The sequence below is a fragment of the Kribbella sp. NPDC104740 genome (assembly GCF_055583505.1).
The window spans coordinates 1,884,949-1,909,209 of the sequence record NZ_JBVJNV010000001.1 but is presented as its reverse complement, the minus strand read 5'-3'; the positions used below and the strand labels follow the sequence as shown (position 1 = coordinate 1,909,209).

Sequence of the window (24,261 nt, the reverse complement as noted above, 5' to 3'; positions counted from 1 at the left end):
TTGTCGGTCAGGACGATCGGTCGGTCAGCCAGCCGAAGCTGTCGGCGCTCGCGCCGGACGGCTTGTACTCCAAGCCGATCCAGCCGTCGTAGCCGGCGTCGGCCAGCTCGGCGAGGTGCTGATCGATCGGGATCGTGCCGGTCCCGGGCTCGTTGCGTCCGGGGGCGTCCGCGATCTGCACGTGCGCGATCCGGTCGGCGTACGTCGTGATCGCCTTGCTCACGTCGTCCCCGTTGACGGTCAGGTGGTACAGGTCGGCCAGCAGCCCGATGCTCGTGACACCGGACTCGCTGACCACGCGGTCGATCACCGCGATTGCGTCGGCCGCGGTCAGCAGCGGGTAGCGCTCGGCGCCGCTGACCGGTTCGACCAGCACGGTCGCACCGAAGGAGCCGGCCGCGGTGGCGGCCAGCGCGAGGTTCTCGGCGGCGAGCTCGTCCTGGGCCTGGGGCGCGAACCCCTCGACCCGGTTGCCGTACAGCGCGTTGAACGCTTGGCAGCCGAGGCGTTCGCCGATCCCCAGGGTGACCGCGATGTTGTCGCGGAACTCCAGCGATCGTTGCGGCCAGGACACCAGGCCGCGATCGCCACCGGGCATGTCGCCGGCGGCGAAGTTCAGCCCGGTGAGCTGGACCTCGGCGTCCAGGATGGCGCGTTCGAACGCGTCCACCTCGGCGTCGCCCGGCAGCGCGGAGTCGAACGGCCACCAGAACTCGACCGCTTCGAAGCCGGCCTTGCGGGCAGCCGCAGGTCTTTGCAGCAAAGGCAGTTCGGTGAACAGGATCGAGCAGTTCACGGAGAACTTGGGCAGAGCAGTCTGCATGGTCCCGCCTTTCGGAGGGGCTCGTGTATACCGCATACAGTAGGCCGAGCCCTGAGGGCGGTCAAGGCATGACCAAGGTCACATTTGGCGTCATCCGATAGACCTTGCCTACCAAGGGATTTGGAAAGCGCTCGCCCGAAATCCGGGCAGCCCGAGGGCCCGCAGTCCGTCGGCTGCGGGTCCTCGGGGGATCGGTCAGGCGGTCGCCGAGTGGGTCGTGAACGCACTGCGACGCCGGACGTCGAGCGGTGACGGCCGACGGCTGAGCCGCGCGTCGAGCAGCAGCGCGGCGTCGTCCCCACGTCCCGCGGAGGCCAACGCGTAGACCAGCGTCTCCTCCACGACGTCGCGCTGCGCGGCACTCCCACCGAGCGCGAGCAGCCGCGACGGCAACGCCTGCAGGATCACCAGCGCGGTCCCCCAGTCCCCCATCACGACCGACGACAGCGCCGAGCACAACGGCGCGACGACGTCCCGGAACACCGGATCCCCATGCCCGGCAGAGTTTCGCCGCAGCCGGTCGAGCCCCACGAGATCGTCAGCCGCCGCCAAGGTGAGCGCACTGTGCATCGCCGCGAACCCGGTCGGCGGCTGCACCAGCCAGCCCTCCGGAGCAGCAGCCACCACATCCGCGACCGGCAGCGGGTCCGGCCAGGCACCGGTCATCCGGCACCGCCACAGCAACGCCCCCGAGTCAACCAGCACTCGAGACCCGCTCACCCCAGGCGGAGCGAGCTGGCTGTAATACCTGCTCCGTACGGCGTCGACGTCGCCCATCATCAGCTCGTGCAGCGCCGCGTGCCACGAGAAGTGCGCGCGATGGTTGGCCTGCGGCCCACGCCGGCGGATCCACCCGTCCAGCCAGCGCAGCCCGGCGGTGTGCTGACCGGTCTCGTAGAAGACGTGTGCCCGGGCATGCACCGCATGTCCGGACGACGGCTCGATCGACAGCGCGTACGACGACAGCTGCTCGGCCTCACCCCAGCGCTCCTGCTCCTGGCGAACGAACGCCAACTGCCCGGCGTACCACCAGTCCCCGCCGTACGACGGCGCCAGACTCTCCACCAGCTCAGCCGTCTGGCTCCCCGACGTCAGCCCACCGAACGCAACAGTCGGTACGGCGACGCTGACGACCAGCGCGTCCAACGGGTACTCGCGCAGGTGATCCAGCAACGCCGAGGCGTCCGCGCGATCCACCCGAGCCGACACGGCCGCCAGGAAGCTCCGCTCGCGCCCGTCCAGCAGCCGGCGCTCCCCAGCCCGCTGCGCCGCGGCCAGCTCAGCGGCGACGTCGACGTCCATCCCCCACTCGTGCCCGAGCAGCGCCAGCGCCGCGTGCCCGAGCGCGAACTCCGGATCCTCGATCACCGCGGCCGCGACCAGCTCCTCCGCGCCACCCTGCAACCGAAGCAGCCGCCCCAACGCCGCGTTGTACGACGCGGCAGCCGCCGCGGTCGTCGTCAGCCTGAGTCCATATACATCGCTCTGCCGCCGCACAGCCGGCCGGTGGAGGTGGTCGACGACAGCCCGCGCGACCTCGACCGCCTGGCCGCGGATCTCCGGCATCGCGGTCGACTCCCACAGCGCACCGCGCCGCAGAGCACCCAGCGTCCACAGCGGCGCCCGCCGACCAGTTGCCCCGAGCACCCATCCGTCGTCGGCGGTGTCGAGGCCCAGCCCGGCCGGGCCGGTGCGAGCGAGGCCCCCGGCCAGCAACGTCGCGAGCAGTGGGTCAGCCGCCGGGTCGCCGACCGGGCCGGTGCAGTTGACCACGGCACCGACCGTCATCGCCGTACCGTCGCTGAGCAGCACGCGCACCGCGTCGCCCGTGTCCTCGGCCGCGACCACCTCGCCGCGATGCAGACACAGCCGCCCGGACTCGCGCACGGCCGCGAGCCGCTCCGCGGTGATCGGCGCCATCCGGTGCCGGTGCACGTCCCAGGTCCGCGCGTCGGTCCGCAGGAACTCGGCCTTGTCGTCCTCGGACAGGCTCTTCCACAGCTGCGCGGTGATCGGGCGCAGCCCGTCGATCGCCGCCCGCCAGTCACCAGTACGCCGTACTGTCTTTACTACGTGCCGCAGCACACCGGTCCGCAACGCCTGCAGATCGCCCGCCAGCTCAGCCGCGACCGGCGGCGTCTTCTCCGACCGGTGCACCGCCGGTACGACGCCATGGCGCGACACCGCGTGCACGCTGCGACTCGGCCGGTCCAGCGACAGCGCGACGTCGACCATCGTCAGTCCCGTGCCAACCAGCAGCACCTCGGACTCCGGCACAGCATCCAGCGCACCCGGAGCCCACGGGTCGGCCACGAACCGCTCCGACGACACCAGCCCAGCCGGCGCCCACGCGACACCAGGCGCCGTACCGGTCGCCAGCACCGCAGCACTCGCGACCAGCGACTCACCGGTGTCGAACCGCACGGTCACCTGCCGGCGCCCGGTGTGGTCGACGGCGACGACCCGGTCGTACCGTCGCTCCAGCACCGCCGACGACCGCCGCTCGCACTCCGCGAGGTGGTCGGCCAGGTAGTCGCCGTACCGGCCGCGCGCGACGAAGCTCGACGGCTTGATCTCCGGGTCGACCCGCTCCCGCAGCCAGTCGACGAAGTCGCCGGGCCGATCCGGCAGCGCGCTCATCCCGGCCGCCGGGACGTTCAGCAGGTGCCGCCCGTCGTCCGTCGAGTACGCCGGGCCGCGACCGGCGCCCGGATCGATCAGCACGATCCGCAGCTTCCGCCCGTCCGCGGCGTCCAGCAGCCGCGCCGCCACCAGCGCTCCGGCCGCCCCCGCGCCGATCACCGCAACCGTCATCCGACCCACCCCCCACAGGTGTAAAACTCTAGTTATTCACTAGAATTAATAGTCGAAAGTAACCGATCGCCCGGCCTTTCACCAGTCCCGCGACCGTCCGTGACGACCGCTCAGCTGTGCGTCGAACGCAGCGCGAGCGCGAGCTCCTCCAGTGCCGGCAGCGCGTCGATGATCGTCCGCGCCGACTCCTGCGGCAGCTGGTCGAGGCACTTCCCGATCGCCTCGGTCCGCAGCAACTTGATCCGCTGCTGCAGCTCGCGGCCCTGGTCGGTCGCCTCGACCTGGATCGCGCGCAGGTCCGCCGGGTTCGGGTCGCGCTGGATCAGCCCGAGCTCGGTCAGCCGCCCGATCACCCGGGAGACCATCGTCGGGTTCAGCCCCTCGAGCTGGGCCAGCTCGGTCAGGCCGAGCGGCCCGCGGAACGCGATCAGGCCGAGCACCGACGCCTGGGTCGGCGTCAGGCCCTCGTCGGTGGCCGTGGCGTTGAGCTCGCGCGCCAGCCGCGAGATCACGCCACGCAGCTTGTTCAACGTCTCGGTGTCGGACATCGTCTCTACCCCTTTATTGCCTGCTGGCAAGCAATGTACTCTGGCTGCTGATGGAACCCCAGAGTCTCCCAGCCAGCAGCCGCCCTTCCACCGACGGGCCGACCACGGTCGCCGAGCCGCCGGTCCTCGGCGGGGACGAGCCGTCGCCGCGGCGCTGGATCGTGTTCCCGATCGTCTCGATCGCGCTGCTGATGGCCTCGATCGACCAGACCATCGTGGCCACCGCGCTGATCGCGATCCAGCGCGACCTCGGCGCCCAGCTGAACTGGTCGGGCTGGACGATCACCATCTACGCGCTCGGCCAGATCCTGGTGATGCCGGTGGCCGGCCGGCTCGGCGACCAGTTCGGCCGGAAGAAGATCTTCCTCGGTGCCGCCGTGCTGTTCACGGTCGCGTCACTGGCCTGCAGCCTGGCCGACAACATCTACCTGCTGGTCGTCTTCCGGGCCTTCCAGGCGATCGGCGGCGGCGCGTTCATGCCGACCGCGACCGGCATCGTGGCCGAGCAGTTCGGCCGCGACCGGGACCGCGCGGTCGGCATGTTCACCTCGATCTTCCCGATCGGCGGCATCCTCGGCCCGATCATCGGCGGCGTCATCGTCACCTACTGGTCGTGGCGGGAGATCTTCCTGGTCAACGTCCCGGCCGGCGTCCTGCTGATCCTGCTGGCCTGGAAGTTCGTCCCGCACAGCGCGCCGAAGAAGGCGGCCCGGATCGACCTGGTCGGTGCGGCCTTCCTGGCCCTGACCATCCTGCTCGGCATGTACGGGATCAGCTCGCTCGGCAGCGGCGGTGCGTCCCCGACCGACCCGCTGTTCATCGCCAGCGAGGTGCTCGCGCTGCTCTTCGGGTTCCTGTTCGTCCGGCACGCCAACCGGGCCGCCAACCCGTTCATCCCGGTCCAGCTGCTGCGCGGCCGCGGCTTCGCGGTGATGAACGCGATCAACCTCCTGTACGGCGCCGCCGTGCTCGGCTTCGGCGCCCTGGTCCCCCTGTACGCCGAAGCCCGCTACGGGATCCAGCCGCTCCAGGCCGGAACGTTGCTCACGGCAAGGGCCGTCGGGATGATCTGCGTCGCCGGGCTGGCCGTGTTCGCGTTGCGGCGGACCGGCTACCGGGCCCCGATGATCGGCGGGTTCCTGCTGGTCGCCGGCGGGATGACGATCATGTCGCTGGCGCCGCACGGCCTCACGCCGTACGCGTGGCTGGCCGCGGCCGCCGCCGTCACCGGCATCGGGATGGGGCTGTCGATCCCGGCGTCGAACAACGCCTCGCTGCAGCTCGCGCCGGACCAGATCTCGGCGATCGCCGGGCTGCGCGGGATGTTCCGGCAGTCCGGCGGGATCATCGCGGTCTCGGTGACCACGGCGATCCTGTCGCACGCGGCCACGCCCGGGATCGCGCAGGCGCACAGCTTCGTGGTGTTCGCGGCGGTGCTGGTGCTGATCATCCCGTTCGCGTTCATGGTCCCGGACCACCGTGGCTCCTGGTAGCCGCTGTGGCGGCTCTCTGTACTCGCAGTGATTTCGTGCTACCGTTTCCGTCGGTTGCAGTTTTGCAGTTCCACGTTCGTTCTTGAAACGCCCGCGGGAGATGTGATCCGCAGGGCGTTTTCTCATTTCCGGGCCACGGTCCGGGTGGGAGGGCTCGTTCGGCAACCCAGGTGCCGGCGACCGCCGGACCTGATACCCGCCCCACCAAAGGAGCAGATCATGGCCAGCGGAACAGTGAAGTGGTTCAACGGCGAAAAGGGCTTCGGCTTCATCTCGCAGGACGGCGGCGGCGCCGACGTGTTCGTGCACTACTCGGCGATCGCGACGGACGGCTTCCGGACCCTGGACGAGAACCAGAAGGTCGAGTTCGACCTGGCGCAGGGCCCGAAGGGCCCGCAGGCGGAGAACGTTCGCCCCGTCTGAACCCTCAGTACGTAGCAGGCCCGCACCGACTCGTCGGAGCGGGCCTGTTCCGTTTCCTGCTCCGAACGGAGCGGCGACTCCCCTGTGTCCTGGCCTCACCACGTGCAAGGCTGACCGGCAACGTCACCGCCAGTCGGAGGTACCGCGATGGACCCGCAGGCCTACTTGTCCGGAGTCGTCGAGCAGACGGCCACGTTCGCCGGCTGGGTGGACGGCGCCGACGGCTCCGCGCCGGTCCCGACCTGCCCGGAGTGGACGCTGACCGAGCTCGTCGACCACGTCGGCTCGACCCAGCGGGAGATCGCGAAGCTGGTCGGGGAGCGGATGATGGATCCGGGCCCGGCCTTCGCCAGCTACACCCCGGGGCCGACCGACCCGGCCGCCTGGCGCGACTGGCTCAACGAGAGCGCCGCCGAGGCGCAGCGCGCGTTCGCGTCGGTCACCGAACAGACGCCGGTCTGGGACCCGTCCGGCGGCGACGCGGGCGTGCAGTTCTGGTCGCGCCGGTTGTTCGGCGAGGCGTGCGTGCACCGGGCCGATGCGGCCTCCGCGCTCGGTACGACGTACGAGCTGGAGCCGGACGACGCCGTCGAGGCGATCGAGGACTGGCTCGACACGATGACCTCGCAGGGGTACTGGGAGCACCGGCCCGGCTTCGCCGACGCGATGCGCGGCAACGGCGAGACCCTGCACTTCCACGCGACCGACGCCGCCGGGGAGTGGGTGGCCCGGCGCGAGCAGGACCGGGTCGCGCTCGAACGCACGCATCTGAAGGCCGACGTCGCCGTTCGCGGACCGGCCGCCGACCTGCTCTTGGTGCTGAGCCGGCGCCGCCCGCTCGCCGAGGCGCCGCAGCTGGAGGTGCACGGCGATCGGGCGCTGCTCGACCTGTGGATCGACCACATGGACTGGGTGACCGGCTAGGTCGTCCAGCGCTCCTCGCCGTCTTCCACGTGATCAGTCTTGTGCAGGCCGGCTGCGGCGGCCACGGCCTGTGACGCCTTGTGCTCGGGGTGCACGTGCGCGATGACCGTGCGGTCGCCCAGCCACTGCACGAGCCCGACCGCGGCCTCCCGCGCGATCCCCTGCCGGTGCCACCGCTTCCCGACCACCCAGGCAACCTCGGCGACGTCCGTCACCGTCGCCTGCACGAAGCCGACCAGTACGCCGTCCAAGCTGATCACCCAGTTCAGCCAGTACTCCCCCGGGTGCCCCGGCCCGGCGACCTGGCGCCGGTAGCGCTCGGTCAGTACGTCGACCGACGGCGCCTCCCCACCGGTGAACTCGTAGAGCTCCGGCGCCGCCAGCACCGCCGCCATCTCCTCGGCGTACCGGACCTCCAGCGGCAGCAGCTCCAGCCGGGCGGTCGTGAACCTCGTCGCGATCATCAGCACACCGTACGGGGCGCCACGCCCGGGCGAATCGGCTGCCGGGCGCGACGCACGGACCCCCTCGCCGTAAGGTGGGCTCCCATGAACGACCGGCTGGTGTGGATCGACTGCGAGATGACCGGCCTCGACCTGGCGAACGACGCCTTGATCGAGGTCGCCGTACTCGTCACCGACTACGAACTCAACGTCCTCGGCGACGGCATCGACGTGGTGATCGCGCCGCCACAACAAGCCCTCGACCAGATGGGCGACTTCGTCCGCGACATGCACACCGCGTCCGGACTGCTCGAGGAACTCCCGCACGGCATCCCGCTCGCCGACGCCGAGCAGCAGGTGCTCGAGTTCATCAGCGGGTACGTCAAGGAGCCGCGCAAAGCCGCCCTGGCCGGCAACTCCGTCGGCACCGACCGGACCTTCCTGGTCCGCGACATGCCCAAGGTCGAGTCCCACCTGCACTACCGCAACGTCGACGTCAGCTCCATCAAGGAACTCGTCCGGCGCTGGTACCCGCGGGTCTACTACGCGACCCCCGCCAAGAACGGCAACCACCGCGCACTGGCCGACATCACCGAGTCGATCTCCGAACTCCGGTACTACCGGCAGACCGTTTTCGTGCCCCAGCCCGGCCCCGACAGCGACACCGCGAGAGCGGCCGCGAGCCTGGTCAGCACCCCGATTTCCGACAACTGACCATCGTCGGTATGCTTACCCAGCCGCTGCAGTTGAAGCGGCAATGGTGGGTGTAGCTCAGCTGGTAGAGCACCTGGTTGTGGTCCAGGTGGCCGCGGGTTCGAGTCCCGTCACTCACCCTCAGGCGAAGGCGATCTGTGTCCGCGGAAAGCGCGGACCGGGTCGCCTTCGGCATGTTGTGCGCCTTCGCTTCGCTCGGCGCGGGGCGGGGGCTTCGCCACCCGCACCCCCTGGGCCTTCGCTTCGCTCGGCCGCTGTGGCTGGGGTTCGCTGTGGGGTGGCCTTCGCTTCGCTCGGCTGCTGGGGCTGGGGTTTGCTGCGGTGGCCTTCGCTTCGCTTGGCTGTGATTCAGCTGCAATCTCTTCGCGATGTCACGCTCTGCAACCGTCCATAAACTTACAGCGACATCAATGAATGCCACCGGCTGGAGGTAGATCTTCATGCGGGTCAAATTCTTGGCGGTTGCTGTTTCGGTTGCTCTGCTCGCGATGCCGTCGCTGAGCTACGCGCAGAGCTCGGGCAGCAACGGTAAAAAGGGAAAGCAGTACGAGGCCGAGTGGAAAACACTCAAAGCGCTCGACCCGAAGTACGAGGTGTTGCAACTCACCACCTCGAGCAAGCTCGACAACAAGATGTATCTCGACGTGAACCCGTACGTTCCGGACCTGAAGTCCGTCGTGTTCATGTCGGACCGCGACGGCGCGGAGAACCTGTACCTGATGTCACTCAAGGACGGGTCGTTCGTGCAGGTGACCGCGTCCGACGACCTGGACGGGAACCACGCCAACGTCTCGGCCGCGACCAACGAGGCCTTCTTCCGGGAGGGCCGGACGATCAAGCGGGTCGGTCTGACCGAGCCGTGGAAGGAACGAGAGGTCTACACCGCGGACAAGAAGTACGAGATCAAGGGGATCGCCGCGCTGACCGCGGACGGGGAGACGATGGCGCTCTCGCTGCACACCGGCGGGACCAAGAACGGCCAGTCCGACCTGGTCACGGTCGACGTGCGCGAGCGCACGCAGACCAAGGTGAAGACCATCGAGGGCAAGGTCGACCACGTGCTGATCAACCCGACCGGCACCACCCTGCTCTACCACGTCCAGGATGAGCACGAGATCGGCGTCGTCGACATCAAGTCCAAGGAGAAGAAGATCCTGACCAAGTCCGGCGAGCACGGTGTGCACCCGTTCTGGGGAAACGCCACCAACGCGGCGTACGTCCGGAAACTCGACGACGACGACAACAAAACGCCGCAGGAACAGATCATCATCTACGACATCAAGAAAGACAAAACCAAGAAGTACGACATCTACGAGAAGGGAAACCACTTCGCGACGAATCCCGACGGAACGCTGCTGCAGGGCGACGGGCAAACTCCGACGGATCCGTACATCTACTACTTCACCCCCAACGACGACGGCACCGTGAATCCGACGAAGATGTTCAAGCACGACTGTTCGGACCCGTGCCACGAAGACGAGAACCTGCACCCGCACGCGGCGTTCATCAACGACACGGACCTGATCTTCAACACCGACCGGGCCGGCAGCGGCGACGTCTACCTGTTGCGGAAGAAGAAGTAGCCGCAGGACAGCTACGCTCGGGGCGTGCCTGAGCTTGTTGAGGTTGAGTCGGCTCGGTCGGTGATCGAGAAGCATGGTCTGGGGCGGCGCATCGTCGACGTCGACGACAGCGACTCCTTCGTGTGCCGGCCGCACCGGCCGGGGGAGATTCGGGATGCGCTGGTCGGTGGGGTTCTGTTGAACGCGCGGCGGCAGGGCAAGAGCATGTGGTGCGAAGTCCGCGGGGGCTCGAGCACGATCAGCCTCGGCATTCATCTCGGGATGTCGGGGAAGATCGTGGTGGCTGATGCCGACGGCGCCGAGATCGACGGTGGGGACTACTGGGAGGGGCGGCGGGAGGTCGGGGACTACTCGTGGGCTCGGTTTACGCTGGCCTTTGAGGACGGTGGGCGGTTGATGTTGGTCGATCCGCGGCGGTTGGGGCGGGTCAGGCTGGATCCGCCGGTGGGTGAGCTCGGGCCGGATGCGCAGACGATGACGCCGGACCAGTTTCGGGCGGCCTTGAGCGGTGGGTCTGCTCCGGTCAAAGCGCGGCTGCTTGATCAGCATCGGGTTGCGGGGATCGGCAATCTGCTGGCCGACGAGGCGTTGTGGCGGGCGAGGCTGCATCCGGGGACGAACGTCCGGGATCTGTCGCCAGCGCAGATCACCAAGCTGTTGCGTTCGATCCGGGCCACGATCGCCGCAGCTTTTCGCGGTGGCGGGGTGCACACGCTGACGATCGTTCCCTGGCGGCGGGCGGGTGGTACTTGCCCGCGCGATCACGCTCCGATGACCACCGGCACCGTTGGAGGGCGTACCAGTTGGTGGTGCTCGGTCGAGCAGGTGCTCCCGGAACGCTGAACTCCGGCTGGTTCCGTGTTTGAGCGGGATTTGAGCTGGTGGGTTTGAGAGGATCGCCGGGATGAAGTCGTCGGGGAGTGTGTGGTTCGTCTACGGGGTCGCTGTGGTGGTGACCTTCTTGATCGGCCTGCTCTCTTTCACCGTCTTCGTGCTCTCCAAGGTCTTCGGGTCCTCCGAGCCTGAGCCCGCGCCTGCTCCGCCGCCGGTGACTCAGGCTGCTCCTCCACAGACCACCGCTGTTCGGGTGTACGAGGTACGACCGGTAGTCGCTGACAAGCGGCAGGTCGTCCTCATCGTCGCCACGCCGGTCGGTTGCACCCAGGCCCTCCGCGCGTCGACGTACGCGGAGGGGCCTGGTGCTGTTGCGCTGCGGGTCACTCAGCAGGCCTGGGCCGGTTGCGAGTGGCAGCGCAAGCCCGTGCTCGCCACCGCGGCCAAGCCGGTGGGCAACCGGTCGTTGGTTATCAACGGCGTGCTCTGGACGCGTACCGCCGGCGGCTACCAGCAGGCGCTCGGCACGTCATCGGTCCAGCGGCAGTCCGAAGTCCTTGATGCTCACCGGTAGACCCGACTCCAGCGACTGGTTCGCCGCGATTCCCACAGCGACACTGCGCAGCCCGTCGCGGTAACCCGCCCGCCGCTCCAGCGGGTCCGGCGTACCGGTCGGGCGGAACACGTCGTCCAGCAACTGGTTGTCGCCGCCGCCGTGCGCGCCCTCGCCCTGCGGGATCTCGATCTCGCGCGCCTGCTCCCAGTGCCGCTGCAGCAGGATGCGTTCGCCCGCGGGCCGTGGGTTCGCCGTACCGCCGGTGGTCGGGTCGTCGGGGTTGACGCTCGGGTCCACCGCCGCTGCGACGCTGTCGACGAAGCTGCGCTCCACGACCTCCAGCTCCAGCCGGCCCTCGGTGCCGTTGACCGACACCCGGTAGCCCTCCCAGGGCGCGTGGGCGTTCAGCGAGTACGTGAGGATCGCGCCGGAGCGGTAGGTGACGAGCAGCCCCATGTTGTCCTCGATGCTGATCCCCGGGCTGAACACGTCCTGGTCGCGGATGTAGCCGTCGTCGCCCTCGGCGTCCAGGTACAGCGCACGCAGCTTGTCGTCCGCCGCCAGGTCGAGCGCGAACGGATCCGTGGTCAGGCCCGGCGATCCCGCCGACCGCACCGGACGATCGGTCAGCCCGCGCTCGGCAGCGTTCTTGTCGCCGTAGAAGCGCAACCCGCCGGCAGCGGTCACCACCTCCGGTACGTCGGCCAGCCACCAGTTGACCAGGTCGAAGTGGTGGCTGGACTTGTGCACGAGCAGCCCGCCGGAGATCTCCTTGCGGCGGTGCCAGCGGCGGAAGTAGTCGGCGCCGTGCACGGTGTCCAGCGCCCACTCGAAGTGGATCGAGGTCACCTTGCCGATCGCGCCGTCGGCGATCAGGCGGCGGAACTCGCTGTTGCGGGGGGAGTAGCGGTAGTTGAAGGTCACCACGAGATCGCCCGACGATCCCTCGACCGCGGCGACGATCTCCTGGGCCGGGTCGAGCGCCGTCGTCAGCGGCTTCTCGACGACCACGTCGCAGCCCGCTTCGAGCGCCGCGACGGCGTACCGGTGGTGGGTCGCGTCCGGAGAGGTGACGATCACGACCTCCGGCCGCTGCTCGTCGAGCAGCCGTGCGAAGTCGTCCGGCCCGTAGTGCGGTGGCGCGGTGCCCCCCGCTGCGGTCACCACCTCGTCGTAGTACTTCATCCGGGTCGGGTTGGTGTCGCACCAGGCCACGAGCGTGCCGACGTCGGCGTACGTCGAGGTGAGGGCGCCGACGTACATGCCGGCGCGCGAACCGGTCCCGACCAGGGCGTAACGGCGGTTGTTCACGAGTCTCCTTGGATTGGCTTCAGGGTGAGCGGTGCAGTCCTTCGTGCCGGACGGTCCAGTCGCGGGGGAACGCCGGCTCGACGCCGTCGGCCCCCGCCGCCAGCAGCGCGACGGCGGCGAGCAGGCCGCCGTTGCCCGGGAGGTAGACCGGCAGCGACGGGGTCTGCCGGTTGTGCCCGTTCGCGAGCACGTCGTTCTTGGTGGCCTTGAGCAACAAGGCGTCGACGGCCAGCTCGGGCTCGCCGAGCCGTGCCGCGGTCATCGCGATCGCCGGGTAGTCCCAGCCCCAGGTGCTCTCCCAGTCCCAGTCAGCCAGTACGCCGTCCAGCGTGCGCCGCATCGTGGCGCGGTCGACGTACCCGGTGTCGGGGACCAGCCCGAGCGCGTACAGCATCGACGGATGGTCGGCGCGCACGGTCTCGCCCTCGATCGCCGCGTAGCAACCGTCCTCGACCGGCACGGGCACCAGCCCGTCGGCCACCTCGGCCCAGCGCGGCTCCAGCGGCAGCCCGAGATGCTCCCGCCATTCCTGCGCGACGAGCAGCGCCCATCGCCAGTACGCCAGCTCGAACGTCGGGTTCACCAGCTCGCCGCGGATCGCCGAGTACGACTCCTGCGCCGGGATCAGCGGCGGCCCGAGCTGGTAGCCGCGCGCGGTCTTCACGGCGTACGACGCCATGAACTCGGCGCTCTCCAGCACGATCCTGCCGTACCGCTCCACCGCATCCACCGACCCCGTACGCCGAACCAACTCGGCCAGGTAGATCGGATGCGGCTGCTGCCAGACCAGGAACGGCCCGATGCTGCTCGGGCTCTCCCGCCCGTCGGGCGCGACCTGCTTCGGCCACCGCACCCCGGCGTACCCCTGCAGCCGCGCAGTCTCCCGCGCGACCGGCAGGATCCGCTCGTACCAGCCCAGGCTGCGTTCGAGCAGCTCCGGTCTTCCCCACAAGGCGAAGTGCGCGCCGTGCCACCAGTGCATCTCCAGGTGGAACCTCCCGCGCCAGCTGTTGCAGAGCAGCCCGGTCTCCTGCGGCGGGAGTGAGCCGGCGCAGTTGATCGCGGTCAGGTACTGCGAGAGCACCACGCGCCGCTCGATCTCGGCCGCGCGGGCGTCGCCCTGCAACTCAACAGCAGCGCCGGACTCCCAGAACCTCGCCCACGACTCCCGGCACTCCACCTCCAGCGCCGCGAACCCCGCCGGCACCGCTCGCTGCTCCCCCGAGAACCCGACCCGCAGCTCCAGCACCTCAGCCGTTGCCCTGAGCAAGAACTCGTGCGTCCCGATCTGCTCCAGCCGCGCGTCCTCGGCCCCGACCGTCACCCAGTACCGGGTCCCGTCCAGCCGCCGTTCCAGCAGCCAGCCGCCGTCGACCTCGTGCACCGTCGTCGTGTGCGCCCCAGGCCGCTCCCAGTCCGCACCGTTGCCCCAGGCCCCCGACCCGTACGGGAACGCGAGCCGCACCCCGAGCCGCGCCGTCGACTCCACCCGGACCGCGATCACGTCCTCGTCCGGTGCACACAGCGTCCGCACCCGTACACCGTGCCCGTCGACCACGAACGCGCTGTCGATCACCCCACCCCACAGGTCCAGCCGCTGCCGAGGCTGGGTCGCCTCCCCCGGCAGCACGAACCCGATCTGCCCGAGCTCAAGCCGGTGCGGGTTCGCCCGCAACCACTCCTCGGCGGCGGTCTGCTGCGGCTCGTCCGTCGTCGCGAGATCCATCTCCGCGCCGAGATCGACGTACGGGACCGGGCCCTTCGGCGTCGCGTACTCGCGCCGCGTCTCGCTCAGGTCGTGCGCGCCCGGGAAACTGTGCCAGCCCCACTGCGACAGCGTCCCGAGCAGGCTGCCGGTCGGCTCACCCTCGGTTCGGGGCGCGACCGGGTAGCGCTCGGGCCAGGTCTGCAGCCCGGTCGAGTCCACGGTGAAGCACAGCTCCCCGTTGCCCACCGACAGCGGTGCCTCCGGTACGACGCCCATCACCTCGACGTCGTACCGGCTGACCAGCGCCCGGCGGTCGATCACCGAATCGCCGCCCCGAGCTCCTCCAGGAACCGCTGCGCACCCTGAGCCGGGGTCTGCCGGTTGAACAGCACCTCGGCGTTGGTCCGGTCCAGGATCTTGATGCTCTCGGTCGACCCGGTCGGCCCGATGATCAGCGCCGGCCCGACCTTCGGCGCGATCGCCGCGATGAAGTCCGCCGACGCGGCCTCGTCCTTCGGCAGCGAAGGCTTGACCGCGGCCAGCACCTCGGAGTTCGCCGGGATGCCGCGGTTGGCCAGCGTGATCTTGCCCGCGGCCGGGTCGTTGACCAGGAAGTTCACCAGCTTGGCCGCGGCCTCCTGGTGCTTGGTCCGCGCGCTGATCGTGTAGATCTGCGACGCCTGCAGCCACATCCCCGGCTTGGTCGCCGCCCCCTCACCCGGCGCCCGGAGCAGCTGCAGCTCCGAACCCGATGCCTTGCGCAACGAGCCGAGCTGGTTGGTCCAGTCCAGCTGCATCCCGGCCAGGCCGCGACCCATCAGGCTCTGCTCGGGCGCCGGCTGGCCGACCAACTCCGACGTCACCGCGGCCGGCGGCGTACCGCCGGAGTCGCGCAGCTTGGTCGTCATCGTGAACCAGTCGGTCAGCGTCCCTTCGCTGATCCCGACCTTGCCGTCGGCGGTGTAGAGCGACTCGCCGCGCTGCCGGGCGTACAGGTCGAGCACGTCGGCGCTGGTCGGGTCCTCCGCGCCGTACGTGCCCTTCGGCGACTTCTTCGCGAGCTCCTCGGCGATCCGCGCGAAGTCGTCCCAGGTCCAGGCGCTGTCGTCGGGCAGGGCGACGCCGGCGGCCTTGAACACCTTCGGGTTCACCACCACGCCGTACGCGTTCACGCCGGTCGGTACGCCGTACTGCTTGTCGCCGAAGTTCCCGTTCGACAGCGACGCCTGGTCGATCTTGTCGGTCTTCAGCGTGTCCTTGACCTCGGCCAGGTCGAGCAGCGCGCCGCGGTCGCCGTACTCCCGCGGGTAGGCGCCGCCGAGCGTGATCACGTCCGGCGCGTCGTTGGCCGCGACACTGGTCGCGAGCTTGTCGAAGTACCCGTTGAAGTCGCCGTACTCCGGCTTGACGGTGATGCCCGGGTTGGCGGTCTGGAACGCGTCGATCGCCTTCTGGGTGAGCGCGGCGCGGTCCTGGTTGCCCCACCAGGAGAACCGCAGCGTGACGGGCGCGTTCGGATCGTCCGAGGCTCCGCCGGAGTCGCCGCCGCAACCCGGCAGCGCGAGGAGCAGTCCGGCCAGACCGAGCGCGGCGATCCGCCGGTACGACGAGTACTTCATGAGCGTGGTCCTTTGTCCGGTGGTCATTTGAGCCCCGTGGTGGCGATGCCGCGGGTGAGGTAGCGCTGGCCGGCCAGGAAGAAGCCGAAGATCGGCACCAGCGCGACCACCGACATCGCGAACAGCGGTCCCCACGACGTCCCGCTCTGGGCGTCCATGAAGGAGCGCAGCGCGACCGGCACCGTGTACTTGTCCGGGTCGGTGAGGAAGATCAGCTGGCTGAAGAAGTCGTTCCAGGTCCAGATGAAGGTGAACACCGCCGACGTGGCCAGCGCCGGCAGGCACAGCGGCATCACGATCCGCGCGTAGATCCGGAAGTGCCCGCAGCCGTCCAGGCGCGCGGCCTCGTCCAGCTCGCGCGGCAGCCCGCGGATGAACTGGACCATCAGGAACACGAAGAACGCGTCGTGGGCCAGGAACTTCGGCACCACCAGCGGCAGGATCGTGTTGATCCAGTCCAGCTTCGAGAACAGCACGTACTGCGGCACGATCAGCACGTGGATCGGCAGCATGATGGTGCCGAGCATCAGCGCGAACCAGAGCTTCTTCAGCGGGAACTCGACCCGGGCGAACGCGTACGCCGCCAGCGAGCAGGTGAGCAGGTTGCCGACGATCGCCAGGACGGCGATCAGCGCCGAGTTCCACAGGTAGTGCTCGAACGGGTGCGCCAGCGCCGTCCAGCCGTCGGTGTAGTTGGAGAACTGCACCTTGCTCGGCAGCAGCGACGGCTCGCGGAAGATCACCTCGGTCGGCTTGAACGAGCTCGACAGCAGCCAGAGCAGCGGGTAGAGCATCACGAAGCCGAACACGATGATCAGCGCGTGCTTGAGCAGCGGCTTCGCGCGCGTTTCACTCGTCACCGTAGAACACCCATCGCTTGGCGAACAGGAAGTTGATCGCGGTCAGGACGGCGATGATCGCCAGCAGGACCCAGGCCATCGCGGAGGCGTAGCCCATGTGGAAGGAACCGAAGCCCTCGTCGTACAGGTAGAGCGTGTAGAGCAGCGTCGAGTCGGCCGGGCCGCCGGTGCCGCCGCTGACCACGAACGCCTGGGTGAAGCTCTGGAAGGCACCGATCACCTGGAGCACCAGGTTGAAGAAGATGATCGGCGTCAGCAGCGGCAGCGTGATGTGCACGAACGTCGTCCACCGGCCGGCGCCGTCGACGGCGGCCGCTTCGTAGTACGACGCCGGGATCTGCCGCAGGCCGGCCAGGAAGATCACCATCGGGGCGCCGAACGTCCAGCCGTTCAGCAGGATCAGCGTGCCGAGGGCGAAGTCCGGGTGCGCGATCCAGCTCTGGCCCTCGATGCCGACCTTGGCCAGCAGGTCGTTGACCAGGCCCTCCTGGCCGAAGATCTGCCGCCAGAGGATCGCGATCGACACGCTGCCGGCCAGCAGCGACGGCAGGTAGAAGACCGAGCGGTAGAAACCGAGGCCGCGGACACCCTTGTTCAGCACGATCGCCAGGCCGAGCGCCATCAGCAGCTGCAGCGGCACCGAGACGAACACGTACTGGAAGGTGACCAGCAGCGACTTGTGCAGCCGGCGGTCGGACAGCATCTCCTGGAAGTTGGCCAGGCCGACCCACTCCGGCGGTTTCAGCAGCGAGTAGTCGGTGAAGGCCAGGTAGAGCGACGCCAGGATCGGCCCGAGCGTGATCGCCACCAGGCCGATCAGCCACGGCGTCAGGAACAGGTAGCCGGTGACCGCGTCGCGGCGGCGTTGGCTGTACCGCGTGTGGGTCACGGTCACCTCCGAGTGAGTAACCGGTTTCTAGCAGGGTTGCTTGAAACGTGTCAACGGGTCACGCGTGTTGCCGAAAATGTTTCGTCCTGAGCGCTGATGGCTCTATGGTGGCGCGGGAGACCGGTTTCTCGAATGGGGGTTGGATGTGGACGAGCAGGTACGGGCGACGGCGAACATCCGCCGCGTCGCCGAGGCCGCGGGGGTGTCCCGGGCGACCGTCTCCCGGGTGATGAACGGGCACGCCACCGTCGCGCCCGAGCTCGCCGAGCGGGTGCTGACCGCGGCCCGCGCGCTCGACTACGCGCCCAGCCAGGTCGCCCGCAGCCTGGCCCTCGGCCGGACGGCGACGATCGCGCTGATCGTGCCCGACCTGTCGAACCCGATGTTCCAGGACGTCCTGCGCGGCCTCTCGCTGGCCGCGGGAGCGGACGGGCACCGGCTGCTGATCGCCGAGTCCAACGAGCAGGTCGAGGACGAGGAGGTGCTGGCTCTCGAGGCCCGGCGGCGCTGCGACGGCGTCGTACTGGCTTCACCGCGGCTCCCGACCGCCGACCTCGAACGACTGGTGCCGCAGCTCGCGCCGCTGGTGCTGATCAACCGCACGCTGCCCGGCGTACCGTCGCTGTCGGTCGACTACGCGGCGGGGATCCAGGACCTGGTCGCGCATCTCTTGTCCTTGGGGCACCGCCGGATCGTCTACCTGGCCGGTCCACCCGCCAGTACGTCGAACAGCGAGCGCCTGGACGCGCTCGTCCGCCTGTCCGGCAACGCCTTCACGCTCACCCAGATCGCCTGCGGAGCGACCTTCGAGAACGGCCACGCGGTCGCCGGCGAGGTCGCCGGCAGCGGCGCCACCGCCGTCATCGCCTACAACGACATGGTCGCCTTCGGAGCCCTCAGCGGCCTGCACGAACTGGGCGTCGACGTCCCCGGCCAGATCTCCGTCACCGGCTTCGACGACATCCCGTTCGCCCGCTTCACCACCCCGCCGCTCACCACAGCGGCCGTCCCCCGCAACACTCTCGGCAACCAGGCGTGGCACCAACTCCAGACCCAGCTCACCGGCCCCACAGCGCCCGAAGCAGTCGCTTTCCGCCCCCGCCTGCTCGTCCGCGGCAGCACCGGGCGGCCTACGAGCTGAGGTCGGTCCAGCTACCGATCCGCGCCGCTTGGCCGTGGGATGCGCCGTCCGCATCCACCAGGTTCCACAGCGTCACGTCCTCGATCCGGAACCTGCGGCCGCTCTTGCTGATCCGCACCCCGGAGTACCCGCTGCCGAACCCGTTCTTCTCGACGCGCTTGAGGAACTCGTCCCGGTCCTCCTGCCGGTCGGGCTCGGCCGACAACCGCGACGGCAGCCCCCGGAACTCCTCCGCGGAGTACTCGAAGAGCCGCAACGCCGTCGCGTTCGCGTACGTGAAGAGCGGATCGGCCGAGGTGTCGTGCGCGAGCAGCCCGAAGTCGGCGTTGTCGAGGTCGTCCCCGAGCGGCACACCCACCAGCCGCTGGTAGCTCCCGGTCAGCAGGTCGAAGAACTCGTTGTCCACAGCACCCAAACTAGGTCGGCCAGGCAAACATCTAACGGACTACCGGTGACAAGCAGCTGCTCGGCAGGTCGAACCAGCGCAGGTGGTCGAAGTCGCTGTTGACCGTGCCCTCGGCCTCCTCGTCGGCGTGCTGGCACGCGGCCAGCAGCTCCCGCGCCTCGGTGAGATACCCCTCCAGCGCCGACTCCGGCGCGGTCGTGGCGTGCCGCGGGTAGCGCAGCGCGCCGTCGCGGTCGTACCCGACCTGGGACAGCCGCAGCGGCGGCTCGACCGGGCCGCGGTGGTGCCGCCACAGCCCGTTCGACGGGTCGAAGCGGTAGTCGCCGAGCAGCCGCCAGCCCTCCTGGGCGATCAGCTTCACCGCCGCCACGACGTACGCGAAGACGGCCTCGGAGATGAAGTAGTTGAAGTTGACCCGCACCCAGCCGGGCTTGATGCCCTCGCAGCCGTGCACGATCTCCTCGGCGAACTCCGCCGAGCGGGCCAGGTCGATCCCGAGCAGCGTGTGCCCGTACGGCCCGGCGCACGAGCAGCCGCCGCGGGACTGGATCCCGAACAGGTCGTTGAGCAGGGCAACCACGTAGTTGTGGTGCAGGTAGCGCCCGGACGGCGCCTTCACCACGAACGACACGATCGACAGCCGCTCGGAGTCCAGGTTGCCGAGGATCTCCAGGTTCGGCTCGGCCCGCCAGGCCTCGACCGCGCGCCGCAGGTACGCGTCCTCGTGGGCGCGGATCACGTCGATCCCGACCGCCTGCTTGAGCTGGAAGACCAGACCGGCCCGGATCGACTCGATGATCGCCGGCGTCCCGCCCTCCTCGCGGTGCACCGGGTCGTCGAGGTAGCGGTGCTCGGTCGGGTTCACGTAGGCGACCGTTCCACCACCCGGTACGTCGGGGACGCGGTTGCGCAGCAGCTCGCGGCGCGCGACCAGGACGCCCGGCGTACCGGGGCCGCCGATGAACTTGTGCGGGCTGAGGAAGATCGCGTCCTTGTAGGCCAGCGGGTCGTCGGCCCTGCCGCCGTACATGTCGATCTCGATGTACGGCGCGGCCGCGGCGAAGTCCCAGAACGAGAGCGCGCCGTGGCGGTGCAGCAACGCCGAGACGCGATGGGTGTTGCTGACGATCCCGGTCACGTTGCTGGCCGCCGAGAACGAGCCGATCTTCAGCGGGCGGTCGGCGTACTCGACGAGCTTGGACTCCAGCAGCGGGATGTCGATGTGCCCGTCGGCGTCCTGCCCGATCACCACCACGTCGGCGATCGACTCCCGCCAGGGCAGCTCGTTGCTGTGGTGCTCGTACGGGCCGATGAAGACCACCGGCCGCTGCGCGGGCGGGATCGTATCGGTGAGGTGGTACTCGTCGTCGAGCGAGGCCGGGATCCGCAGCCCGAGGACGCCGATCAGCTTGTCGATCGCGCCGGTCGCGCCGGAGCCGCAGAAGATCACCGCGGTCTCGGCGTCGCCGCCGACACTGCCGTGGATGATCCGCCGGGCGTCCTCGCGCAGCCGAGTGGTCTGCAGGCCGGTGCCGCTGGACTCGGTGTGGGTGTTCGCGTAGCGCGGCAGCACCTCGTCGCGGATGAAGTCCTCGAGGAAGGTCAGCGCCCGGCCGGAGGCGGTGTAGTCGGCGTAGGTGACGCGGCGCGGTCCGTACGGGCCGGGCATCACCTGGTCGTCACCGATCACCGACGCCCGGATCCGGCGCAGCAGCGGGGTGTCTGGCGGCATGCTCATGGCAGGACCGTACGGCGGCTCCATACACACCGCGTCGACGTCCGATCGTTGCTCCCCCATGGCGCCAGGGTAAGGCCGGAACGTGATTTTCGTCTCGCGTACGGCGGCCGTGCGCTCGCTAGGGTTCTGGCAGTCGAGCGAGGAGATCGAGGATGACGTTTTCCAGCGAGCTGTGGGACGCCGGGGCCGCCAAGGTGTACGCCGAGATCCTCCGGCACCCGTTCATCACCGGGCTGACCGACGGGACACTGCCGCACGAGAAGTTCCGCTACTTCATCGTCCAGGACAGCCACTACCTGCGCGCCTACTCCCGGGCGCTGGCGCTGGCCGCCGCGCGGGCCACCGACGAGGACGCGGTCAGCATGTTCGCGCGGCACGCGGCCGAGGCGATCGACGTCGAGCGCGAGCTGCACACGTCGCTGCTCGGGTCGCTCGGGCTGACCTCGGCCGACGTCGACGCGACCGGGTCGGGGCCGACGACGACGGCGTACATGTCCTACCTGACGGCGGTCTGCGCGACCGGGACGTACGCCGAGGCGGTGGCCGCCGTCCTGCCGTGCTACTGGATCTACCGCGACGTCGGCCGCGAGCTGCTGAAGCAGTCGTCACCGGACCCGGTGTACGCCGAGTGGATCGCGTCGTACGGTTCCCCGGAGTTCGACGCGGTCGTAGAGTCGGTGCTGGCGGTGACGGACGCGCTCGGCGCCGAGGTCGGCCCGGGCGAACGCGATCGTTGCCATCGGCACTTTTCCACCACGACCCGGTACGAGTGGATGTTCTGGGACGCCGCGTACCACGAACTGGAGTGGCCGGTCCGATGAGGGATTTCTACGACGTCGTGATCGTCGGCGGCGGGCACAACGGCCTGGTCGCCGCCGGCTACCTGGCCGGCGCCGGCCTCAGCACCCTGGTCGTCGAGCAGCAGCCGCACACCGGCGGCGCCGCGGTCAGCGAGCAGGTCTTCCCCGGCGTCGACGCGCGCCTGTCCCGCTACTCGTACCTGGTCAGCCTGCTCCCCGACAAGATCGTCGCCGACCTCGGCCTGTCGCTGGAGCTGCGCTCCCGCTCTGTGGCGTCGTACACGCCGGTACGCCGCGACGGCCGCGACCTGGGCCTGCTGGTCGAGCGCCCCGAGGGGGCGTTGACCCGAGACTCGTTCCGGGCCTTGACCGGCGGTGACACCGAGTACGAGTCCTGGCAGCAGTTCTACAGCTCGGTCTCCGACCTGGCCGCCACCCTCGCGCCCACCCTCCTCGAACCCCTCCAGCCCGCGTCAGCTCTGCGCGCGCGAGTCGACCCCACCCTCTGGTCCGAGCTCGTCGACCGCCCCCTCGGCGAATCCATCGAACGCCGCTTCACCGACGACACCGTCCGCGGCGTCGTCGCCACCGACGGCGTGATCGGCACCTTCGCCCGCCTCCACGACACCTCCCTCCTCCAGAACCGCTGCTTCCTCTACCACCTGATCGGCAACGGCACCGGCGAGTGGCGAGTCCCCGTCGGCGGCATGGGCGCCGTCACCACCGCCCTCCACCAGGCGGCAGTCCGCGCCGGCGCGACGATCATCACCGACGCCGCCGTCACCACCGTCGAAGCCGACGGCAAGTCAGGCTCAGTCACCTGGCTGGGCGGCGACGGAGAGCGAACAGTCGACTGCACCTACGTCCTCGCGAACGTAGCCCCCGCCGTACTGGACCGCCTCCGCGGCAGAACCCCCACGTCTTCACCCGAGGGCTCCCAACTCAAGATCAACCTCCTCCTCACCCACCTCCCGGCGTTGAAGTCCGGCGACGACCCCCACCGAGCCTTCGCCGGCACCTTCCACATCGACGAGAACTACTCTCAACTGGAAACTGCCTACACCGAGGCCGCCGCCGGCACCCTCCCCGCCGTCCCACCCTCAGAGGTCTACTGCCACTCCCTCACCGACCCCTCGATCCTCAGCCCCACCCTCGCCGCCTCCGGCCACCACACCCTCACCGTCTTCGGCGTCCACTTCCCCACCCGCCTCTTTGCCGAAGACAACGAAGCGACCCGCACCGAAGCCACCCGACGAGTCCTCGCCGGCCTGGACAACTACCTGTCCGAACCCCTCGAGTCCTGCATAGCGCTGGACGCCAACGGCCACCCCTGCGTCGAGTCAAAAACCCCTCTGGACATCGAGTCCTCCATCGCCATGCCCAGCGGCCACATCTTCCACAACGACCTCACCTGGCCCTGGACCAACGACGCTTCCGAGGCAGGCACCTGGGGCGTGGAAACCGACCTCCCCAACCTCCTCATCTGCGGCTCCGGAGCCCAAAGAGGCGGCGCCGTCAGCGGCATCCCCGGCCACAACGCAGCCCACGCGATCCTCACCCACCACCCCTGAAAGAACCGATTTTTCATCTCCCCCACTCCCCTGCTACTGTTCTCTTCGTTCGAAGGAAACACCAACTGAACAACACGCGCCGCTAGCTCAATTGGCAGAGCAGCTGACTCTTAATCAGCGGGTTCGGGGTTCGAGTCCCTGGCGGCGCACCAGCATCGAGGCCCAGGCAGACATCGCATCTGTTCCTGGGCCTTTGTGCGTTCCCGCGCACGCTTGACGCACGCTTTTGCGTCGCTGAGCTCACGAGACCGATCCAGCTCACCGCTGTCGACAGGTCGCTGTCACTTTCTCTCACGTCCTACGTCCACCTCAACACTCCTACCCCTCATCACTGTGCGTTACATCACAACTCCCCACCCTCCGAGACGTTGAGCGATCACAAACTCACGAAGTCGGAGGTGTGACATGGCACGCCAGCCGCTGCCCGTAGGGACCTGAGGCCGTATCCGCACCCAGGTCGACAAGAAAGACGCGAAGGGCAAATCGCTCAGTGTTTGGGCCCGAGCGAACTTCCGCGACCACGACGGCAAGGTCCGCGTCGTGTCGGCCTACGGCAAGAACACCTCAACCGCGGAGGCCAACCTCCTCAAGAAGCTGAAAGCCCGCGCCACAGCCGCCCAGGCGGGCAAACTCACGGCGATGCACAAGATCGCAAAGGCGATCGATCTCTCGGTGGAGAGGTTTGCCACCCTGGTCGCCGATGGACACCGCTCACCGACCTCCCTCGACACCTACCGCCGAGCCATCAAGAACCACCTACTGCCGGCCTTCGGCGAGCTTCGGATCGGCGAGGCCAACACCTCGCGGATCGACCGAGCCATCACCGAGATCAAGACTCGCTCCGGCGCCCCCACCGCAAGAACCTGCCGAAGCATCATCTCCGGCGTCATGGGACTCGCCGTCCGCCACGGTGCCATCCACACCAACCCCGTCCGCGACGTCGATCGAATCGAACACAACACTAAGAAACTCCCCCCGCGCCCTGACTACCGACGAGATCCACGCCGTCCGCGTCCACCTCGAGAACCACGAGCTGGCTGTCCGAACTGACCTGCCAGACCTC

At 69.1% G+C, this 24,261-nt stretch carries 22 protein-coding genes and 2 tRNA genes; 13 read left to right on the top strand and 11 right to left on the bottom strand.

The features are described from left to right. Nucleotides 1-7 precede the first annotated feature (7 nt). The 3 genes from ACZ6Z4_RS08940 to ACZ6Z4_RS08930 form a co-directional block, all read right to left on the bottom strand. Nucleotides 8-823: a hydroxypyruvate isomerase family protein gene (locus tag ACZ6Z4_RS08940; protein WP_465560137.1), complete on the bottom strand. Its 816-nt coding sequence runs from the start codon at nt 821-823 to the stop codon at nt 8-10. 195 nt (nt 824-1,018) lie between these two features. Further along, complete coding sequence (locus ACZ6Z4_RS08935) at nt 1,019-3,637, bottom strand: FAD/NAD(P)-binding protein (protein WP_465560134.1); 2,619 nt, start codon at nt 3,635-3,637, stop codon at nt 1,019-1,021. 110 nt (nt 3,638-3,747) lie between these two features. Further along, on the bottom strand, nt 3,748-4,185 hold the full coding sequence (locus ACZ6Z4_RS08930; protein ID WP_465560130.1) for a MarR family winged helix-turn-helix transcriptional regulator: 438 nt from the start codon (nt 4,183-4,185) through the stop codon (nt 3,748-3,750). Nucleotides 4,186-4,235: 50 nt separating this feature from the next. On the opposite strand from ACZ6Z4_RS08930, the gene ACZ6Z4_RS08925 reads away from it, so the two are divergent. The 3 genes from ACZ6Z4_RS08925 (at nt 4,236) to ACZ6Z4_RS08915 (ending at nt 7,025) form a co-directional block, all read left to right on the top strand. Continuing rightward, nucleotides 4,236-5,678: an MFS transporter gene (locus ACZ6Z4_RS08925; RefSeq protein ID WP_465560127.1), complete on the top strand. Its 1,443-nt coding sequence runs from the start codon at nt 4,236-4,238 to the stop codon at nt 5,676-5,678. A gap of 219 nt (nt 5,679-5,897) precedes the next feature. After that, a complete protein-coding gene (locus tag ACZ6Z4_RS08920; protein ID WP_012919747.1) occupies nt 5,898-6,101 on the top strand; it encodes a cold-shock protein in 204 nt (67 codons plus the stop codon). A 147-nt stretch (nt 6,102-6,248) separates the two neighbouring features. Then, nucleotides 6,249-7,025 carry a maleylpyruvate isomerase family mycothiol-dependent enzyme gene (locus ACZ6Z4_RS08915; protein ID WP_465560124.1) on the top strand — a complete coding sequence of 259 codons (777 nt, stop codon included), beginning with the start codon at nt 6,249-6,251 and terminating at the stop codon, nt 7,023-7,025. Here the strand turns inward: ACZ6Z4_RS08915 and ACZ6Z4_RS08910 are convergent. After that, complete coding sequence (locus ACZ6Z4_RS08910; protein WP_465560122.1) at nt 7,022-7,489, bottom strand: GNAT family N-acetyltransferase; 468 nt, start codon at nt 7,487-7,489, stop codon at nt 7,022-7,024. The two genes, ACZ6Z4_RS08915 and ACZ6Z4_RS08910, sit on opposite strands and share 4 nt — an antisense overlap. Nucleotides 7,490-7,573: 84 nt before the next feature. Here ACZ6Z4_RS08910 and orn point away from each other — a divergent pair, with 84 nt between their 5' ends. The 5 genes from orn (at nt 7,574) to ACZ6Z4_RS08885 (ending at nt 11,173) form a co-directional block, all read left to right on the top strand. After that, nucleotides 7,574-8,182: an oligoribonuclease gene (gene orn, locus ACZ6Z4_RS08905; RefSeq protein ID WP_363672599.1), complete on the top strand. Its 609-nt coding sequence runs from the start codon at nt 7,574-7,576 to the stop codon at nt 8,180-8,182. Nucleotides 8,183-8,228: 46 nt separating this feature from the next. Next, nucleotides 8,229-8,301 (top strand) — tRNA-His (locus ACZ6Z4_RS08900). A gap of 321 nt (nt 8,302-8,622) precedes the next feature. Beyond that, on the top strand, nt 8,623-9,765 hold the full coding sequence (locus ACZ6Z4_RS08895; RefSeq protein WP_465560120.1) for a hypothetical protein: 1,143 nt from the start codon (nt 8,623-8,625) through the stop codon (nt 9,763-9,765). A gap of 24 nt (nt 9,766-9,789) precedes the next feature. Then, nucleotides 9,790-10,608 carry an Fpg/Nei family DNA glycosylase gene (locus ACZ6Z4_RS08890; RefSeq protein ID WP_465560117.1) on the top strand — a complete coding sequence of 273 codons (819 nt, stop codon included), beginning with the start codon at nt 9,790-9,792 and terminating at the stop codon, nt 10,606-10,608. 61 nt (nt 10,609-10,669) lie between these two features. Further along, the gene (locus tag ACZ6Z4_RS08885; protein ID WP_465560114.1) at nt 10,670-11,173 is read left to right on the top strand and encodes a hypothetical protein; all 504 of its coding nucleotides are present in this window, start codon (nt 10,670-10,672) and stop codon (nt 11,171-11,173) included. Here the strand turns inward: ACZ6Z4_RS08885 and ACZ6Z4_RS08880 are convergent. From ACZ6Z4_RS08880 to ACZ6Z4_RS08860, 5 genes are read right to left on the bottom strand one after another with little or no spacing between them, the layout of a single operon-like run. Next, nucleotides 11,129-12,466 carry a Gfo/Idh/MocA family protein gene (locus ACZ6Z4_RS08880; RefSeq protein ID WP_465560111.1) on the bottom strand — a complete coding sequence of 446 codons (1,338 nt, stop codon included), beginning with the start codon at nt 12,464-12,466 and terminating at the stop codon, nt 11,129-11,131. The two genes, ACZ6Z4_RS08885 and ACZ6Z4_RS08880, sit on opposite strands and share 45 nt — an antisense overlap. A gap of 19 nt (nt 12,467-12,485) precedes the next feature. Next, entirely contained in the window at nt 12,486-14,495 is a 2,010-nt protein-coding gene (locus ACZ6Z4_RS08875) for a hypothetical protein (RefSeq protein WP_465560108.1), read from the bottom strand. Then, nucleotides 14,492-15,793 carry an ABC transporter substrate-binding protein gene (locus ACZ6Z4_RS08870; protein ID WP_465560105.1) on the bottom strand — a complete coding sequence of 434 codons (1,302 nt, stop codon included), beginning with the start codon at nt 15,791-15,793 and terminating at the stop codon, nt 14,492-14,494. Before ACZ6Z4_RS08870 ends, ACZ6Z4_RS08875 begins: the two co-directional genes overlap by 4 nt. 23 nt (nt 15,794-15,816) lie before the next feature. Continuing rightward, nucleotides 15,817-16,653 carry a carbohydrate ABC transporter permease gene (locus ACZ6Z4_RS08865; RefSeq protein WP_465560100.1) on the bottom strand — a complete coding sequence of 279 codons (837 nt, stop codon included), beginning with the start codon at nt 16,651-16,653 and terminating at the stop codon, nt 15,817-15,819. Beyond that, nucleotides 16,643-17,548, bottom strand: coding sequence for a carbohydrate ABC transporter permease (locus tag ACZ6Z4_RS08860; protein ID WP_465560097.1), 906 nt, complete (start codon nt 17,546-17,548; stop codon nt 16,643-16,645). The genes ACZ6Z4_RS08865 and ACZ6Z4_RS08860 overlap by 11 nt, the downstream gene beginning before the upstream one ends. Before the next feature lie 139 nt (nt 17,549-17,687). Between ACZ6Z4_RS08860 and ACZ6Z4_RS08855 the strand changes: the two genes are divergently transcribed. After that, nucleotides 17,688-18,683 carry a LacI family DNA-binding transcriptional regulator gene (locus ACZ6Z4_RS08855; protein ID WP_465560094.1) on the top strand — a complete coding sequence of 332 codons (996 nt, stop codon included), beginning with the start codon at nt 17,688-17,690 and terminating at the stop codon, nt 18,681-18,683. On the opposite strand, the gene ACZ6Z4_RS08850 is transcribed toward ACZ6Z4_RS08855, so the two are convergent. Together ACZ6Z4_RS08850 and ACZ6Z4_RS08845 are read right to left on the bottom strand one after the other, a co-directional pair. Continuing rightward, the gene (locus ACZ6Z4_RS08850) at nt 18,673-19,089 is read right to left on the bottom strand and encodes an MEKHLA domain-containing protein (protein ID WP_465560091.1); all 417 of its coding nucleotides are present in this window, start codon (nt 19,087-19,089) and stop codon (nt 18,673-18,675) included. The genes ACZ6Z4_RS08855 and ACZ6Z4_RS08850 overlap by 11 nt on opposite strands. A 31-nt stretch (nt 19,090-19,120) precedes the next feature. Beyond that, nucleotides 19,121-20,827, bottom strand: coding sequence for an aminotransferase class V-fold PLP-dependent enzyme (locus ACZ6Z4_RS08845; RefSeq protein WP_465560088.1), 1,707 nt, complete (start codon nt 20,825-20,827; stop codon nt 19,121-19,123). A gap of 152 nt (nt 20,828-20,979) precedes the next feature. Here ACZ6Z4_RS08845 and tenA point away from each other — a divergent pair, with 152 nt between their 5' ends. From tenA to ACZ6Z4_RS08825, 4 genes are all read left to right on the top strand, one after another. Further along, nucleotides 20,980-21,648, top strand: coding sequence for a thiaminase II (gene tenA, locus ACZ6Z4_RS08840; protein WP_465560085.1), 669 nt, complete (start codon nt 20,980-20,982; stop codon nt 21,646-21,648). Beyond that, nucleotides 21,645-23,198 carry a phytoene desaturase family protein gene (locus ACZ6Z4_RS08835; protein ID WP_465560081.1) on the top strand — a complete coding sequence of 518 codons (1,554 nt, stop codon included), beginning with the start codon at nt 21,645-21,647 and terminating at the stop codon, nt 23,196-23,198. The genes tenA and ACZ6Z4_RS08835 overlap by 4 nt, the downstream gene beginning before the upstream one ends. Nucleotides 23,199-23,274: 76 nt before the next feature. Further along, a tRNA-Lys gene (locus ACZ6Z4_RS08830) sits at nt 23,275-23,350 on the top strand. Between the two features lie 388 nt (nt 23,351-23,738). After that, entirely contained in the window at nt 23,739-24,248 is a 510-nt protein-coding gene (locus ACZ6Z4_RS08825) for a phage integrase central domain-containing protein (RefSeq protein ID WP_465560078.1), read from the top strand. The last annotated feature ends 13 nt before the right edge of the window (nt 24,249-24,261 follow it).